Here is a 14,490-nt window from a genome sequence, read left to right as displayed (position 1 = left end):
GGTGCAGGGGGATTTTAAGATCGATGGGCGAGCGTCTTCGACAGCTACAGAACTGGGTTGCGGAACAGGCGGAGCAAAATGGGCTGGCAGTTGTCAGTAAATCCTTGCAGCCGGTTTCCGGTGACGCCAGTTTTCGGCGCTATTTTCGCGCCACAGGTGAACAGGAAAACTGGATCGCAGTGGATGCGCCGCCGGAGAAGGAGGACAGCCAACCCTTTGTCGATATCGCCAGGCACTGGCATGAGGCCGGCGTTCGCGTACCAGGGCTGATTGCACTGGATCTTGTGCAGGGGTTCATGTTGTTGGAGGACTTTGGCGATCGCTTGATGCTGCCGGCGCTGAATGCCGAGAGTGTCGACCGGTTGTATGGGCAGGCGTTCAGGGTGCTCGACACGATCCAGGCGATTCCCCATGAACATCTACCCGCCTATAACGAGGTGCTGCTGCGCCGCGAGATGGGGTTGTTCGATGAGTGGTTTGTCGGGCGGATGCTGCAGCTTGAGCTCTCACCGGCCGAGCAACGTGTACTCGATGAGGCGAAGCGGGCGCTGGTTTCGAATGCGTTGGAGCAGGTGCAGGTCAGCGTGCATCGCGACTACCACTCTCGCAACCTGATGCTGCTGCATGACGGCGAACTGGGCGTGATCGATTTTCAGGACGCGGTGTCAGGCCCTGTCACCTATGATCTGGTATCCCTGCTCAGGGATAGCTACGTGCGTTGGCCCGATCAACAGGTGGCGCGCTGGGTCGAGGATTTCCGCCACCGCTTGGCGCTTCGTGGCGGAACCCCCACGCGTGAAGCGTTTTTGCAGCAGTTCGACCTGATGGGGATGCAGCGTCAGTTGAAGGTGCTCGGCATCTTCTCCCGCCTTTGTCTGCGCGACGGCAAGGCCGGTTACGTGCAGGATATGCCGCGCACCCTTGGTTACCTGTATCGAGCCGCGGGACGCCATTCATCAATGGCGGAACTGCAACAGCTGCTTGATCGGCGCGTGGTGCCGGCGATGGCCCGGCATCCGATGTTCAAGGAGATAGACCTGGATCAGGAGTTGGCCTGACCTATGCGAGCGATGATTCTGGCGGCGGGGTTGGGTACGCGCATGCGGCCTTTGACCCTGACCCGCCCCAAGCCCTTGCTTAAGGCTGGCGGAAAGGCGCTGATCGAATACCATATCGAACGCCTGGCACGTATCGGGGTTGAACGCATCGTCATCAACCATGCCTGGCTGGGGGAGCAGATCGAAGCTGAGCTCGGCGATGGCGAGCGTTTCGGTGTGCCACTGCTCTACTCCGCCGAAACCGAACCATTGGAGACGGCAGGAGGCATTCGGCAGGCGCTGCCGATGTTGGCCGATGATGAGCATGAGTGCTTTCTGGTCGTTAACGGCGATGTGTATACCGAGCTGAGCGATGATGCGTTGTCGGCCCTGTCTCTTTCGCCCGAGCAGCAGGCGCATCTGTTGCTGGTCGATAACCCGCCCTGGCACCCGACCGGGGATTTCCATCTGCAGGGCGGGCATGTGGCCGCCGAGGGCTGCCCGCGCTTGACCTTCGCCGGTATAAGCTTGTTGAGGGCCTCCCTGTTCAGTGCTTTGATACCCGGGCAACCCGCCGCGCTGGCGCCTTTATTGCGCGAAGCGATGGCGATAGATGCGGTTTGCGGAACCCAAATCGAAGACTTTTGGGACGATATCGGCACCCCCGAGCGTCTCACTGCGCTCGATCAACGATTAAGAGGAGAGTGTTAGTCATGGCAGGAGCCGAATCCCTGGGGCAGTCGCTCTATCGTCATCGTACTGGATTGGGTATAGGGGCTCTGATCGGCCTGTTCAGTGGTGGTATCGTCGGCCTGTTGTTGGGCGGGGCACTGGGATTCTTGATCGATCGAGCGCTGCGCACCAGTGCGGCCAAGTACAACCCGCAACAGTTGTTCTTCCGTGCCACCTTCACCGTGATGGGCAAGGTGGCCAAGGCGGATGGCCGGGTATCGGAGACTGAGATCAACTTTGCTCGCGAAGTGATGGCGCGGATGAACCTGAGCGAGGAGAAGCGGCGCGAGGCGATCGAATGTTTCTCCGAAGGCAAACAGGCCGAATTCGAGATCTCGAGTGTACTGCTGCCGCTGGGAGCGCTGTTGCGTCATCGCAGTGCGGTCAAACTGATGTTCGTCGAGATTCAGTTGCAGGCGGCGATGGCCGATGGTGAGGTCAGTCCTGCTGAGCAGGCGCTGTTGTCCGAGATCTGCAGAATGCTGCAGTTCACCCCGGATGAGGCTCAGGCTCTGCTGAGTCGGATTCGCGCCGAGCAGGCGTTTCGCGAGCAGGCCTATCGTGCGCACCAGGACCCCCAGCAGTTCTCGGGTGCCACCCTGGAGCAGGCCTATGGTGTGTTGGGTGTTGAGCCCAGCGCTTCGGATGCAGAGGTGAAAAAGGCTTGGCGTCGACTGATGAGCCAGCATCACCCGGACAAACTGGTGTCCAAGGGGTTGCCGGAGGAGATGATCCAGCTGGCCAAGGAGCAGACCCAGGAGATTCAGGCCGCCTATGATCAGATTCGCAAGGCCCGGGGGATGCGTTGATTAACGAGTGGCGGCGCCTGGCTGGGTTTGCCCCTGAATACTGGGTTGTGTACCTTGCTCCGGAGTTCTGACCTGTTCTAGCGATTCGATAATCTGGCTCTTGATCACGCCCCTGATGGTCTGGGTAAGCCAGGGCATCTCGGGCTGCCAGCCGATAAACGGCGGTGCTATCCGGGACTGTCGGTAGTGCTCCATCTTGGCTCGTTGTGCCTGGGATTTGCGTATCCTCGCTGCTGATGCCGCCTCAGGGTGTCCCGGCAGCGGGGCGTGATAGAGATCGAGTACGGGAGTCGAACCGAGCTGCTCCCACAATCCCGACAGCCTGGGAGCATCTGCTTGTGTATCGGGCAGTGGGTCGAGCAGAACCAGGCTGGCGTCCAGCTCCGGATGCGCGGCGATATAGGCTGCACTCCAGCCTGCAGCACGGCCGAACGCGAGTACAATACGGATTTGGTTTTCCTGCTGCGGCAGCTGCTCCCGCACAAGGGCGATGCGCTCGTTGAAGCGCTCGGCGAAAGTTCCAGGCGGCTTGGCTGCATCCGTCTCGGTGTCCGGCTCTGCCTGCACGGAACTACCCTCCCGGTCCGCTGGTGCGGGAGTCGGCATACTTTCGGCGGGCTCGGACGCTGAGGAGAAACTCTTCATCACCGGTAGCGAGCGTTCGGGTACTGCCGGTGGAACAGGTTGTGGTGGCTCCAGCGCCAGCGTCAGCCAACCATGCCTGGCCAGATCAAAGCGCAACGCTTCTACCTGTTGGGGCCACGCGGGACCCATTCCCGGATCTGGCAGCAGCAGTATCCATCCCCAGGGCTCTGCGCGTTCGGCCTCCTGACGCAAGGCATGGAAACGCTGTCCATCGATCTCCATGGTCAGCACGCTGGTGTCCGCCGGTAACTGCCGTCCGAGTCGCTCGTCGCTTGGCGGATTTCCCGCTTCGCTGCGTTGCAGATCGTACAGCGCGCCCATATCGGTTGGCGTGGCAGAAGCCGGATTATCGGCCCCAGCCGGCCCATCGGCGGCAATAGCGAAGCGAGGCAGGCTTGTAAGCAGCACCAGCACCAGGACATTTAATAGCATGAGATAGGTCATGGCTGGATTATCGGCGGCACAAGGGTCTCCGGCAAGGGGCTCAACGTATGTCAGAGGCTGTTAACCTGGGCCGGCTTTTGTACAATGGCGATCCACATCATAAAGCCATGCGGTGTTTTGCCCGATGACCGACTACAAGATTGCACCCTCCATCCTCTCAGCCGACTTTGCCCGCCTTGGCGAAGAGGTCGATGCGGTACTCGAAGCGGGTGCCGATATCGTCCATTTCGACGTCATGGACAACCACTATGTACCTAATCTGACCATCGGTCCGATGGTGTGCAAGGCGTTGCGTAACTATGGCATCCAGGCGCCGATTGATGTCCATCTGATGGTCAAGCCGGTGGATCGCATGATAGCGGATTTCATCGACGCGGGGGCAACCTATATCACTTTCCATCCGGAAGCCTCGGAGCATATCGATCGCTCGTTACAGATGATCCGCGATGGTGGCTGTAAGGCGGGGCTGGTACTCAATCCGGCAACGCCTCTGCACTATCTCGACCATGTCATGGACAGGCTGGATATGATCCTGCTGATGTCGGTGAACCCGGGCTTCGGTGGGCAGAAGTTTATCCCGTCGACCTTGGATAAGCTGAAACAGGTGCGTAGCCGGATCGATGAGAGTGGCTATTCGGTGCGGCTTGAGGTCGATGGCGGGGTAGGCATAGGCAACATTCGGGAGATCGCGCAGGCGGGCGCGGATACCTTTGTCGCCGGATCGGCGATCTTCAATACCGACGATTACCGCGCCACCATCGACCAGATGCGGGCGGAACTGGCCAAGGCCGCAATATGAGTCGGTCGGAGCATCCCGCCCTGGTGATGTTTGATCTGGATGGCACGTTGGTCGATAGCGTGCCCGATCTCACGCGTGCGGTGGACCAGATGCTGGCTGCGCTGGGGCGTGCGCCGGCGGGGGAGCACAAGGTTCGCCGCTGGGTTGGCAATGGGGCGGGAATGCTGGTGCGTAGAGCACTGGCGGATGCTGTGCAGGTGCAGGCAGATCCGGAGAACGAGGAGCTGTTTCCGATTGCGCAGGAGTTGTTCATGACCGCCTACGCACAGGCCAACGGGCGCACCAGTAGCCTCTATCCCGGTGTGGATAGCCTGCTTAAGCATTATCGCCGTGAAGGGGTGCCGATGGCGCTGGTGACCAATAAGCCCGGAGGTTTTACCCACAGCCTGCTCGATCAGCTGCAGTTGTCGCAATACTTTCCCGTGGTCGTGGCCGGCGATACATTGAAACAGAAAAAACCTTCGCCGGCCCCGCTGCTGCACGCCTGTGACCGGAGTGGTGTGCTACCCGGCAGTGCGCTGATGATCGGTGACTCCCGGGTGGATGTGGAGGCGGCGCGGGCCGCCGGTTGTCCGGTGATCTGTGTGAGTTATGGTTACAACCGTGGTGAGCCTATCCATGAGGCAGGTGCCGATCGGGTGATCGACTCGTTGGCCGAGCTTCTAGCTGTCAACGCTTAGCAGTTCTCTCGCCCGGTGGGTGATCGCCTGTACGCCGGGGTGGCGAATCTGCCGTTCCAGCGAGATCGCGTAGTAGCGTTCGCGAATACCCTCCAAGCGGCCGATCAACTCGACACCGTGCTGGCGCTGTAGTTCGGCTTCTAGTACCGATGGGCCGCAAAACAGCCCGATTCCAGCCTGGCCGAAGGTGTCGATCAGGGCGCTGTCGACGCATTCGACCTGAACCAGCGGTGTTATCTGCCGGGCACGAAACCATTTCATGATATTGGCACCGGCCACTGTGTCGTCGGTGGGTAGCAGCAGCGGTGCGCCGTCCAGCCCCCCGGGGAAATCCTTACGATAGCGGCTGGCCAGCGAGGGGCTGGCGAACATGCTGATCCCGGTTTCACCGAGTAGATGATTGTAGGCGCGCACATGGGTACCGGCATCGATCGGACGGTCGGCCAGGATCAGGTCGACGCGGTTGGCGATCAGCTCGCCGAGCAGGGCTTCCATCGAGCCCTCACGGCACTCGAGGCGTAACGGCTCGTCCAACTCCAACGCCGGGGCCAGCAGGCGGTAGGCGATGCTCTTGGGCACTACGTCTGCAATCCCCACGGCACAGGTACGTTGGACCGTATCGGCGTGATGCAGCTGTAGCTGCATCGCCTCGCCAAGGCTGAAGATCTCCTCTGCGTACTCCAGCGCCTGACGACCCGCATCGGTGAGCTCCAGTCGACGACCGCTGCGCTCGAACAGCTCAATATCCAGCATATCCTCCAGTGTTTTGAGCTGTCCGGAGATGGTTTGCGGTGTCAGGTTCAGTCGGTCGCTGGCGCGGGCGATACTACCCTCCTGCGCGACGACCATGAAATAGCGTAGGTGGCGGAAGTTCAGGTTGTGTATTTTCATTCGAAATTATCGAACATCCATCTAATTAAATTCGAATTTTATATAGGTATGAAATCACTATACTGGATCTTGCTCATGCAGTCTCTCCCCGAGACTGGATTGGTCTGTTCCTGGTATGTGGACGGACATCGGCTTTATCACACACAGTTTTACCCCGCCTCGGCGGGGTTTTTTTTGTACATGGATGTATTTATCCTGCGAGCACATGGATGTGCAGGAGCGGGGTGGGTAGGATGTGCGGTACCCCGCGGGCGCAGGGTTTCACCCCGGGGTTTCAATGCTTGTCGGCTGTCAGAACGAACAAGGCAGCCCGGGGGCTGCCTTGTTAACGTCAAGTTGCCGGGACCGGCCTACATCTGCGATTGCAGATAGTTCTTCAGTCCGATCTTGTCGATCAAGCCCAGCTGTTTCTCCAGCCAGTAGGCGTGATCCTCCTCTGTGTCCTCCAGCTGACGGCGCAACATCTCACGAGTCTGGTAGTCCTGCTCCTCTTCGCAGAGCTTGATCACCTCTTTCAGGTTTCTTGCCACGCTGTACTCGGTGTTGAGATCGTTTTTCAGCATCTCTGGCACATCCTTGCCGATGTGGATCGGCTCACGGGTGACCATATCCGGAGTGCCTTCAAGGAACAGGATGCGGGAGATGATCGCTTTGGCGTGCCCTTTTTCGTCGTCGAACTCATGGGCGATACGCTCGTACAGCTTGCTCAGTCCCCAATCGTCATACATCTCGGAGTGGATGAAATACTGATCCATGGCGGCCAGCTCACCGGCGAGTAGCTTGTTTAGTGCTCCGATGACTTTTTTGTTGCCCTTCATCGCTTACTCCTTCTCAATTGCGGATTGCAGGTAGTTTTCGATGCCGGTCTCGGCGATCAGGTACTGCTGCGCCTCTATCCAGTCTACATGCTCCTCCTCGTGTTCGAGGATCTCAGTCAGCAGATGACGGCTGACATAATCGCCAGCGGCTTCGCACTCGGCAATCACCTCTCGCAGCAGCGCTATCTGTTCCAGCTCCATCTCCAGATCACACTGCAGCATCTCGGCGGTATTTTCGCCGATACGTAAGCGCTCGAGCTGCTGCAGGTTGGGCAGGCCTTCCAGAAACAGAATACGCTCGATCAGTTCGTCCGCCTGCTTCATATCGAGGATCGATTTCTTGTAGGCCTTGTGATTCAGTTTTTCCAAGCCCCAATTCTTGAACATACGGGCATGGAGAAAGTACTGGTTGATTGAGGTTAGCTCGAAGGTAAGGACCTTGTTGAGCCGGCGGACAAGTGAGTTGTCACCTTGCATGGATAGCTCCTTTTCTATGCGCACTGCAGATGGTAAGGCTGGGCGGAGAGCAGTCTTAACAGGAGAGTATAGCCTTCACGAGCGAGAGTATAGCCTAAACGAAGGTGAGGTTTAGGCAGTGATACCGCGAAGGAAACCGGGGCTAAGCAGGGATCGCCAGTTCGTTGGCTCGGGCATTTTGTTCCCGCTTGATGATCTGGCGTGCAGTACAGGTGCATTTGCCGCACTCACTGCCGACGCACAGGGTGCGGTTGAGGTCGCGTACGCTGCGTGCTCCCTCGTCGATTGCTTGCTGGACCTGGCGCTCGGTGATGTTGTTACAGATGCAAACGTACATGGCCCCTCCAAACGGTCGGATAGTTAAATAGTGTTGGTAATGATAATGGTTCGTATTAGTAAAATGCAACTGTTGTTGGCTTTTTTCTGATCAGAGTCAATTGCCGAGGTGTCCAGCCTTATGTGTCCATGCCTCATGTTTCGACCGTGGTGAGCGAAGTCGCTCCAGCAATAGGCAAGCAATCGCAGTGCCATCTGAGGAGATAGAGATCGCCTTTAAAAAACAGTGTGTTGGCTGGTCTGGTTCGTGCGGGTGCTGGGTGTGGAGGGTGAAATGTTGGAGGTGTGTTGGAAATCGAACAGGGCAGGAGCCCTGTTCGATGGATTGTGATTCAGTCGCAGAGTGCGTCTAGCTTCTGCTTCAGAATGCCGGTGACGGCGCCCGGGTTGGCCTTACCACCGGTGGCCTTCATCACCTGGCCCATGAAGAAGCCGAGCATCTTGCCGCGCTTGTCCGGTTCGGCGGCCTTGTACTGCTCGACCTGCTTCCCGGCATTGGCGATCACATCGTCGACGATCTTTTCGATGGCGCCGGTGTCGGTGACCTGTTTCAGGCCCTCGGCTTCGATGATCTCGTCGGCACTGCCGCCCTTGCTCCACATCAGCTCGAACACCTTCTTGGCGATGTTGCCGGAGATGGTGTTGTCCTTGATGCGCACCAGCAGGCCGCCAAGTTGCTCGGCATTGACCGGACTTTCCTTGATGTCGGTATCGTGCTGGTTCAGATGCTTGGCCAGCTCGCCCATGACCCAGTTGGCCGCCAGCTTCGCATCGCTACAGGCTTTCGCCACCTGTTCATAGTAGTCGGCCTGGGCGCGGTAACCGGAGAGCACGCCGGCGTCATACTCGGATAGACCGTACTCGTCGATAAAACGGGCGCGACGGGCGTCCGGCAGCTCGGGCAGGGTGTCGCGGATCGCCTCGATATAGCTGTCGTCGATGATCACCGGTAGCAGATCCGGGCAGGGGAAGTACCGGTAGTCGTTGGCATCCTCTTTCGAACGCATGCTGCGGGTTTCGTTCTTGTCCGGGTCGTACAGGCGGGTCTCCTGCACGACCTTGCCGCCATCCTCGATCAGGTCGATCTGACGGGCCACCTCGGTGTCGATGGCGCGCTCGATAAAGCGGAAGGAGTTGATGTTCTTCAGCTCGGTGCGGGTGCCGAACTCCTCCTGGCCCTTGGGACGCACGGAGACGTTGCAGTCGCAGCGCATGGAGCCTTCCGCCATGTTGCCATCGCAGATGCCAAGCGTGGTGACGATCGCGTGGATCTTGCGGGCGTAGGCGGCCGCCTCCTTGGAGGAGCGCATATCCGGCTCGGAGACGATCTCCACCAGTGGGGTGCCGGCGCGGTTCAAGTCGATGCCGGTCATGCCGTGGAAGTCCTCATGCAGCGACTTGCCGGCATCCTCCTCCAGATGGGCGTGGTGGATGCGCACGCGGCGCTTGACGCCATCGTCGGTCTCAATGTCCACATGGCCGGGACCGACGATCGGCTCGGCCAGCTGGGTGGTCTGGTAGCCCTTGGGCAGGTCGGGGTAGAAGTAGTTCTTGCGCTCAAACACCGAGCGCTTGCCGATCTCGGCATCCACCGCCAGACCGAACATCACCGCCATGCGCAGCGCGTTCTCGTTGAATACCGGCAGAGTGCCGGGCAGCGCGAGATCCACCGCGCAGGCCTGGGTGTTGGGCTCGGCGCCGAACGCGGTGCTTGCGCCGGAGAATATCTTGGTCGTGGTAGAGAGCTGGACGTGGATCTCCAGCCCGATGACAACTTCCCATTCCATCGTTCGCTAACCTCTCAGATGCCGGCCGGTGCCTGTTTGTGGTGGTCAGTTACCTGCTGGAACTGATGTGCGATGTTCAGCAGCTTGGCTTCGGCGAAGTAGTTGCCGATGATCTGCATACCCACCGGCAGGCCGTTAACCTGGCCGCAGGGCACGGACATGCCGGGAAGACCCGCCAAGTTCAGCGACAGGGTGAAGATATCCTCCATGTACATGCTGACCGGGTCGTTGTTCTTCTCGCCGATGCGGAAGGCCGGATGCGGCGTGGTCGGCCCCATGATCACATCCACATCCTCCAGCACGCGGACGAAGTCCTGCTGGATCAGGCGGCGGATCTGCTGTGCTTTATTGTAGTAAGCGTCGTAGTAGCCGGCACATAGAGCGTAGGTGCCAACCATGATGCGGCGCTTGACTTCGGCGCCGAACCCTTCACCACGGCTGCGCTTGTACATATCCTCAAGATCCTTGGGATCCGTGCAGCGGTAGCCGTAGCGCACGCCATCGAAACGCGACAGGTTGGAGGAGGCTTCGGCTGGGGCGATGATGTAGTAGGCCGGGATCGACAACTCGGTTCTGGGCAGGCTAACCTCTTTCACGGTCGCACCCAGTTTCTCGAACTCGGCAACCGCTGCTTTCACCCGCTCGGCGATCTGCGGATCCAGTGCATCGCTGAAGTACTCCTTTGGCAGGCCGATCTTCAGCCCGGCCAGTGGCTCGTTCAGTGTCGCGGTGTAGTCCGGCACCTCACGGTTCAGGCAGGTGGAATCCATCGGGTCGAAACCGGCCATGACGTTGAGCATCATCGCACAGTCTTCGGCGGTATGGGCCATCGGGCCACCCTGATCCAGCGACGAGGCGTAGGCGATCATGCCGTAGCGGGAGACGCGGCCGTAAGTGGGTTTCAGCCCGGTAATGCCGCACAGCGCGGCCGGTTGGCGAATAGAGCCGCCGGTATCGGAACCGGTGGCGGCCGGGGTCAGGCGTGCGGCAACCGCTGCGCCGGATCCGCCGGAGGAGCCACCGGGTACACAGTCGGTATTCCAAGGGTTGCGCGCCGCGCCGTAGAAGCTGGATTCGTTGGAGGAGCCCATGGCGAACTCGTCCATATTGGTTTTGCCCAGCATGACCGCGCCGGCCTGCTTGAATTTGGCGACCACAGTGGCGTCGTAGGGCGAAGCGAAGTTGTCCAGCATCTTCGAGCCACAACTGGTGCGTACGCCCTGGGTGCAGAACAGATCCTTGTGGGCGATCGGCAGGCCGGTAAAGGCGCCGGCATCGCCTGCGGCAATCGAGGCATCGGCGGCCTTCGCCTGTGCGAGCGCCTGCTCTTCGGTCACGGTGATGAAGCTGTTGTAACGGCCGTCTTCAGCCTTGATGCGCTCGAGATAGGCGCTGGTCAGTTCGACGCTGCTGAAGTCGCCCTTGCGCAGGCCTGCAGCCAGCTCGGCCAGTGTCTTGTCAAACATGGGTAAGCATTCCTTGAAATGGGGCGAGGGTTACTCGATCACTTTCGGGACCAGGAATAGCCCCTCCTCAACAGCGGGGGCCACCGTCTGCAGTTGCTCGCGCTGATTGCTTTCGCTGACCACATCATCACGCAGGCGCAGCACGGCATCGAGAGGGTTGGCCAAGGGCTCCACTCCGGCGGTATCGGTTTGCTGCATCTGGTCGATCAGATTGAGGATGCTGGAGAGATTTTCGGTGTAAGACGGAATATCGCTGTCGTCTATCTGCAGGCGCGCCAGATGGGCGATACGTTCAACGTCGGATCGGTCCAGAGACATAAGTCCGCTTCTCGCTTTTAGCTCATTCGGGAAAGAGTTTGAGGCGGGCTAACTTACCATATTTGTTCCTTGCCCAAAATCCCCGCCGTTGTTAGAGTTATCGCCTTTCAGGACTTGTGGTCAGATAAGTCGCCCGTCTGTGGACGGCGCACCGGCCCGCAGATAACCTCAGGGTATCCACTTCTCATGTTCAAGAAAATCCGCGGCATTTTCTCCAGCGACCTGTCGATCGACCTGGGTACTGCTAATACCCTTATATATGTACGTGATCGGGATATCGTGCTTAACGAGCCCTCGGTGGTGGCGATTCGCGTCAACGGTAACCAGAAGTCGGTAGCGGCTGTCGGTACCGACGCGAAAAGAATGCTAGGCCGTACACCGGGCAACATCACCGCAATCCGGCCGATGAAGGATGGCGTCATCGCTGACTTCCACGTCACCGAAAAGATGCTGCAGTACTTTATCAGCAAGGTGCACGACAACTCCTTCCTGAAACCGAGTCCGCGTGTGCTGGTCTGCGTGCCCTGTAAATCGACCCAGGTTGAGCGTCGCGCAATCAAGGAATCGGCGATCGGGGCCGGTGCCCGTGAGGTGTATCTGATAGAGGAGCCGATGGCAGCGGCGATCGGTGCCGGTATGCCGGTGGATGAAGCGAGCGGATCCATGGTCGTGGATATCGGTGGCGGTACCACCGAGATCGCGGTGATATCGTTGAACGGTATCGTCTACGCCGAGTCGGTACGCGTTGGCGGTGACCGTTTCGATGAAGCGATCGTGACCTATGTACGCCGCAATTACGGCAGCCTGATCGGTGAGGCCACGGCTGAGCGGATCAAACAGGAGATCGGCACCGCCTATCCCGGTAATGAGGTGTTCGAGATCGACGTCCGCGGCCGCAACCTCGCCGAGGGAATTCCGCGCAGCTTTACCCTGAACAGCAATGAGATTCTCGAGGCGCTACAGGAACCGCTGTCGTCGATCGTTCAGGCGGTCAAGAGCGCGCTGGAGCAGTGTCCGCCGGAACTGGCGGCCGATATCGCCGAGCATGGCATCGTGCTGACCGGCGGTGGCGCGTTGTTGCGCAACATCGATCGACTGATCAGCGAGGAGACCGGTCTGCCGGTGATCGTGGCCGAAGATCCGCTTACCTGCGTCGCCCGTGGTGGCGGCAAGGCGCTGGAGATGCTCGACAAGCACGCGTTCGAGCTGCTGACCTACGAATAAGACAATCGCCCGTTTCGGATCGCCGCTGCCTTGGGCGCCGGTGACGGAGAAACTGGAGGTCTGGTATTAAAACGATCTTCCGAGGGGGGGCGCCGGGTGCGCTCTTCGTCGTTCTGATACTGATGGCGTTGCTGCTGATCATCTCTGACCTGAACTGGACGAAGATGAAGGAGGGGCGCGCCTATCTCTCCCTGTTGACCACGCCGCTGCAGTGGTTGGTCGACCTGCCTGCCCGTGCCGCGGACAACCTCTCCAGTGTCGTGGTCAGTCGAGCCACGCTGCTCAGCGATAACGAACGTCTTCGCTCCGAAGCGCTGCTGCTTGAGCGCAAGGTGCAGCAGAACGCGGCGCTGATCGCCGAGAATATCCGCTTGCGCGAGCTGCTCGGCGCGGCGAAACGGATAGAGGAGCCGGTGAAACTGGCTGAGCTGATCGGCGTAAACCCGGATCCGTTCCAGCACGAGGTGATCGTCAACAGCGGCTCCGAGGATGGCGTTTACGAAGGACAGCCGGCGCTGGATGCCGGTGGTATCATGGGGCAGGTGGTGACTCTGTCGCACTACACGTCCAGGGTGATGTTGATTACCGATGCCCGTGCGGCACTGCCGGTGGAGGTCAATCGCAACGGCTTTCGTACCATCGCCCTGGGTAAGGGGGATCTACGGGAGCTCGAGCTTGAGCATGTAGCCGATACGGCGGATATCCGTGTTGGCGATCTGCTGGTCACCTCGGGTCTTGCCGGGCGCTTTCCGCGCGGCTACCCGGTGGCGGAAGTGACCGAGGTGATCCGCGATCCGGGGCGTCAATTCGTTCAGGTCAAGGCACGTCCAGCGGCCCGCCTGGATAAGAGTCGTCACCTGCTGCTGGTCGATCATGATCGCACAACCGCCGAACTGCCCAGGGAGGCGGTTGATGAGTGAGGAGCGCGCCGGTGGCGGGCTGATCATTCTGGGCACCTTCATCGTCGGCTTGGTGCTGAGCCAGATCCCGATGCCCGACTTCATGACCTGGGCCCGTCCCGAGTGGGTGGTGTTGGTGTTGATTTACTGGGTCATGGCGCTGCCCTACCGCATCGGTATCGGCATCGCCTTCCTGTTGGGTCTGGCGATGGATCTGGTACGCGGCAGTGTACTTGGCCTGAATGCGCTGTCGATGACGATCATCGCGTTTCTCGTGCTCATACTCTACAAGCGCATGCGCATGTTCCCGCTCTGGCAGCAATCGAGCCTGATCCTGGTTCTGGTTGGAATCAATCAGCTGCTGTTCCACTGGATGCAGGGGATCACCGGTACCACCAGTGATTCGCTGCTGTTTCTGTTACCAGCCGCGGTCAGTGCTTTGGTCTGGCCTTGGCTGTTCCTGTTATTGAGAAGTGTCCGGCGTTTGTTCCGGATACGTTGATGCAAGGTTGGTCGATGCCTGCTCTGGTTCTTGCCTCCGCTTCCCCTCGTCGTCGTGAACTGTTAGAACAGATAGGTGTGCCGCATCGCGTGGTACCGGTGGATCTGTGCGAAGACCCGCAACCGGGCGAGTCGCCCGAGGCGTATGTCGCGCGTCTGGCGCGAGAGAAGGCCCAGGCCGGATACCTTGCCGCCGGTGCCGATGCGCCTGCGCTGGGCTCCGATACGGCGGTAATCCTCGATGGGGATATTCTGGGTAAGCCGCGTGATGAGGCCGATGCCGTGAATATGTTGATGCGGTTGTCCGGGCGACGTCACCAGGTGATGACCGCGGTTGCTGTCGCGGATGGGGAACGTTGTCTCTACGAAACCGTCATAACTGAAGTCAGCTTTGTGTTATTCGATGAGTCCCGCGCCCGTGCCTACTGGGCCAGCGGTGAGTCGGCGGACAAAGCTGGGGCTTACGGCATCCAGGGGCTGGGCGCTGTATTCGTCGAGTCGATCGACGGTAGCTACTCCGCCGTTGTCGGCCTGCCGCTGGCGCAGACGGCGGCCCTATTAAAAGAGTTTAATATAGAGGTCTGGCAGTCACCGCCGGAACTCAGTGCCTGATGTAAGGAAATCGGC

General features: G+C 59.6%; 17 protein-coding genes. 9 read left to right on the top strand and 8 right to left on the bottom strand.

Translation table 11 applies throughout. The features are described 5' to 3' along the window. Positions 1-23: 23 nt before the first annotated feature. Genes IEX40_RS03575 through djlA form a run of 3 tightly spaced genes read left to right on the top strand, consistent with a single transcriptional unit; the run spans position 24 to position 2,578 of the window. Positions 24-1,058: an aminoglycoside phosphotransferase family protein gene (locus IEX40_RS03575; protein ID WP_188745705.1), complete on the top strand. Its 1,035-nt coding sequence runs from the start codon at positions 24-26 to the stop codon at positions 1,056-1,058. 3 nt (positions 1,059-1,061) lie between these two features. Beyond that, complete coding sequence (gene murU, locus IEX40_RS03570) at positions 1,062-1,748, top strand: N-acetylmuramate alpha-1-phosphate uridylyltransferase MurU (protein WP_188745704.1); 687 nt, start codon at positions 1,062-1,064, stop codon at positions 1,746-1,748. A 2-nt stretch (positions 1,749-1,750) separates the two neighbouring features. Next, positions 1,751-2,578: a co-chaperone DjlA gene (djlA, locus tag IEX40_RS03565; RefSeq protein WP_188745703.1), complete on the top strand. Its 828-nt coding sequence runs from the start codon at positions 1,751-1,753 to the stop codon at positions 2,576-2,578. On the opposite strand, the gene IEX40_RS03560 is transcribed toward djlA, so the two are convergent. Next, positions 2,579-3,655 (bottom strand): DUF3530 family protein, encoded by a 1,077-nt coding sequence (locus tag IEX40_RS03560; RefSeq protein ID WP_188745702.1) that lies wholly within the window; start codon positions 3,653-3,655, stop codon positions 2,579-2,581. 136 nt (positions 3,656-3,791) lie between these two features. Between IEX40_RS03560 and rpe the strand changes: the two genes are divergently transcribed. Next, on the top strand, positions 3,792-4,466 hold the full coding sequence (gene rpe / locus IEX40_RS03555; RefSeq protein ID WP_188745701.1) for a ribulose-phosphate 3-epimerase: 675 nt from the start codon (positions 3,792-3,794) through the stop codon (positions 4,464-4,466). Then, entirely contained in the window at positions 4,463-5,146 is a 684-nt protein-coding gene (locus IEX40_RS03550; protein ID WP_188745700.1) for a phosphoglycolate phosphatase, read from the top strand. Before rpe ends, IEX40_RS03550 begins: the two co-directional genes overlap by 4 nt. On the opposite strand, the gene IEX40_RS03545 is transcribed toward IEX40_RS03550, so the two are convergent. The 7 genes from IEX40_RS03545 to gatC form a co-directional block, all read right to left on the bottom strand. Further along, positions 5,129-6,037: a LysR family transcriptional regulator gene (locus tag IEX40_RS03545; protein ID WP_188745699.1), complete on the bottom strand. Its 909-nt coding sequence runs from the start codon at positions 6,035-6,037 to the stop codon at positions 5,129-5,131. The two genes, IEX40_RS03550 and IEX40_RS03545, sit on opposite strands and share 18 nt — an antisense overlap. A gap of 350 nt (positions 6,038-6,387) precedes the next feature. After that, positions 6,388-6,855 carry a bacterioferritin gene (gene bfr / locus IEX40_RS03540; protein WP_188745698.1) on the bottom strand — a complete coding sequence of 156 codons (468 nt, stop codon included), beginning with the start codon at positions 6,853-6,855 and terminating at the stop codon, positions 6,388-6,390. 3 nt (positions 6,856-6,858) lie between these two features. Further along, on the bottom strand, positions 6,859-7,332 hold the full coding sequence (bfr, locus tag IEX40_RS03535; protein WP_188745697.1) for a bacterioferritin: 474 nt from the start codon (positions 7,330-7,332) through the stop codon (positions 6,859-6,861). A 142-nt stretch (positions 7,333-7,474) separates the two neighbouring features. Then, entirely contained in the window at positions 7,475-7,669 is a 195-nt protein-coding gene (locus IEX40_RS03530) for a (2Fe-2S)-binding protein (protein ID WP_188745696.1), read from the bottom strand. A 331-nt stretch (positions 7,670-8,000) separates the two neighbouring features. Further along, on the bottom strand, positions 8,001-9,455 hold the full coding sequence (gene gatB, locus IEX40_RS03525; RefSeq protein WP_188745695.1) for an Asp-tRNA(Asn)/Glu-tRNA(Gln) amidotransferase subunit GatB: 1,455 nt from the start codon (positions 9,453-9,455) through the stop codon (positions 8,001-8,003). Between the two features lie 14 nt (positions 9,456-9,469). Continuing rightward, on the bottom strand, positions 9,470-10,921 hold the full coding sequence (gene gatA, locus IEX40_RS03520; protein WP_188745694.1) for an Asp-tRNA(Asn)/Glu-tRNA(Gln) amidotransferase subunit GatA: 1,452 nt from the start codon (positions 10,919-10,921) through the stop codon (positions 9,470-9,472). Between the two features lie 30 nt (positions 10,922-10,951). Continuing rightward, positions 10,952-11,239, bottom strand: coding sequence for an Asp-tRNA(Asn)/Glu-tRNA(Gln) amidotransferase subunit GatC (gatC, locus tag IEX40_RS03515; RefSeq protein WP_188745693.1), 288 nt, complete (start codon positions 11,237-11,239; stop codon positions 10,952-10,954). Between the two features lie 186 nt (positions 11,240-11,425). Here gatC and IEX40_RS03510 point away from each other — a divergent pair, with 186 nt between their 5' ends. The 4 genes from IEX40_RS03510 to IEX40_RS03495 all read left to right on the top strand — a co-directional run bounded on the left by IEX40_RS03510 (position 11,426) and on the right by IEX40_RS03495 (position 14,475). Continuing rightward, entirely contained in the window at positions 11,426-12,463 is a 1,038-nt protein-coding gene (locus IEX40_RS03510; protein ID WP_188745692.1) for a rod shape-determining protein, read from the top strand. Positions 12,464-12,528: 65 nt separating this feature from the next. After that, entirely contained in the window at positions 12,529-13,383 is an 855-nt protein-coding gene (gene mreC, locus IEX40_RS03505) for a rod shape-determining protein MreC (protein WP_188745866.1), read from the top strand. Next, positions 13,376-13,864, top strand: a complete 489-nt coding sequence (mreD, locus tag IEX40_RS03500; RefSeq protein WP_188745691.1) for a rod shape-determining protein MreD — start codon at positions 13,376-13,378, stop codon at positions 13,862-13,864. Before mreC ends, mreD begins: the two co-directional genes overlap by 8 nt. A gap of 14 nt (positions 13,865-13,878) precedes the next feature. Next, the gene (locus IEX40_RS03495; protein WP_188745690.1) at positions 13,879-14,475 is read left to right on the top strand and encodes a Maf family protein; all 597 of its coding nucleotides are present in this window, start codon (positions 13,879-13,881) and stop codon (positions 14,473-14,475) included. The last annotated feature ends 15 nt before the right edge of the window (positions 14,476-14,490 follow it).

The organism is Marinobacterium zhoushanense (assembly GCF_014641945.1).
GTDB classification, from domain to species: domain Bacteria; phylum Pseudomonadota; class Gammaproteobacteria; order Pseudomonadales; family Balneatricaceae; genus Marinobacterium_D; species Marinobacterium_D zhoushanense.
The sequence above is the reverse complement of the archived record's forward strand: the minus strand, read 5'-3'. Positions and strand labels throughout refer to the sequence as shown.

Coding starts and splice junctions, on each gene's coding strand:
- rpe (WP_188745701.1), top strand. CDS start 3,792: ATGACCGACTACAAGATTGCACCCTCCATCCTCTCAGCCGACTTTGCC.
- gatB (WP_188745695.1), bottom strand. CDS start 9,455: ATGGAATGGGAAGTTGTCATCGGGCTGGAGATCCACGTCCAGCTCTCT.
- IEX40_RS03575 (WP_188745705.1), top strand. CDS start 24: ATGGGCGAGCGTCTTCGACAGCTACAGAACTGGGTTGCGGAACAGGCG.
- IEX40_RS03545 (WP_188745699.1), bottom strand. CDS start 6,037: ATGAAAATACACAACCTGAACTTCCGCCACCTACGCTATTTCATGGTC.
- IEX40_RS03560 (WP_188745702.1), bottom strand. CDS start 3,655: ATGCTATTAAATGTCCTGGTGCTGGTGCTGCTTACAAGCCTGCCTCGC.
- murU (WP_188745704.1), top strand. CDS start 1,062: ATGCGAGCGATGATTCTGGCGGCGGGGTTGGGTACGCGCATGCGGCCT.
- IEX40_RS03550 (WP_188745700.1), top strand. CDS start 4,463: ATGAGTCGGTCGGAGCATCCCGCCCTGGTGATGTTTGATCTGGATGGC.
- bfr (WP_188745697.1), bottom strand. CDS start 7,332: ATGCAAGGTGACAACTCACTTGTCCGCCGGCTCAACAAGGTCCTTACC.
- bfr (WP_188745698.1), bottom strand. CDS start 6,855: ATGAAGGGCAACAAAAAAGTCATCGGAGCACTAAACAAGCTACTCGCC.
- mreD (WP_188745691.1), top strand. CDS start 13,376: ATGAGTGAGGAGCGCGCCGGTGGCGGGCTGATCATTCTGGGCACCTTC.
- IEX40_RS03510 (WP_188745692.1), top strand. CDS start 11,426: ATGTTCAAGAAAATCCGCGGCATTTTCTCCAGCGACCTGTCGATCGAC.
- djlA (WP_188745703.1), top strand. CDS start 1,751: ATGGCAGGAGCCGAATCCCTGGGGCAGTCGCTCTATCGTCATCGTACT.
- gatC (WP_188745693.1), bottom strand. CDS start 11,239: ATGTCTCTGGACCGATCCGACGTTGAACGTATCGCCCATCTGGCGCGC.
- gatA (WP_188745694.1), bottom strand. CDS start 10,921: ATGTTTGACAAGACACTGGCCGAGCTGGCTGCAGGCCTGCGCAAGGGC.
- IEX40_RS03495 (WP_188745690.1), top strand. CDS start 13,879: ATGCCTGCTCTGGTTCTTGCCTCCGCTTCCCCTCGTCGTCGTGAACTG.
- IEX40_RS03530 (WP_188745696.1), bottom strand. CDS start 7,669: ATGTACGTTTGCATCTGTAACAACATCACCGAGCGCCAGGTCCAGCAA.